The sequence below is a fragment of the Massilia glaciei genome, assembly GCF_003011895.2.
GTDB classification, from domain to species: Bacteria; Pseudomonadota; Gammaproteobacteria; order Burkholderiales; family Burkholderiaceae_D; genus Telluria_A; species Telluria_A glaciei.
The window spans coordinates 1-603 of sequence record NZ_PXWF02000036.1; the positions used below are offsets into that span (position 1 = coordinate 1).

The 603-nt window shown below is 69.3% G+C and carries 1 protein-coding gene; it reads left to right on the top strand.

Going from position 1 to position 603, the window contains the following annotated elements; translation table 11 throughout:
* Positions 1-256: 256 nt before the first annotated feature.
* Positions 257-603: hypothetical protein (locus C7C56_RS28550; protein ID WP_181372991.1), on the top strand; the 347-nt coding region annotated here is incomplete at its 3' end.

Below are 603 nucleotides of genomic sequence, written 5' to 3' on the forward strand. Positions count from 1 at the left end.
GCTTTTCGCCTCGTTCCGCCTTGTCGCGCCTCCCCTGTTGCCGATCGGACAGGCGGGAGACGAAACGCGACAGAACGCGCGCGAAACAGGCGTCAAACGCGCACGAATGCCAGAAGGGGGCATGCGGACGCGCCGCCCGCGCCGACGCAAAAAACTTTTCCTGGACCAACTTCTGGCCTGTCGGAAAACAGGATACACTCGCGATTTCCCGGCCGTTCCTGCCCTCCCGCCCACCAATAACCCATCGGACAATCGCTTGCGCATCTCCATCGGCCACCGCCTGTTCGCCTCCGTTCTGCTGGCCATCGTCGCGGTGGCGGCGGCCGCCATCTTGCTGATGCGGCAAAACGTGGTCAGCAGTTTTGCCGAGTACGCGGTCCAGATCGAGCTCGACCGGTTGGAGCAACTGAGCGGCGCGCTGGCCGGTCAATACCAGGCGCAGCGGGGCTGGGACTTCGTGCCGCGTTCGCCCGCCCGGCGCGCCGGCTGGATCGGGGAGGAACTGGCCAGGCTGCAGGCAGGCCGTCCCGCCGCCCCGCCGCGCCCGCCGTCACCGGCAGCCCCGCCCGCGCCGCCGGCGCCGCAGCCTGCCGCAGCTGCCGC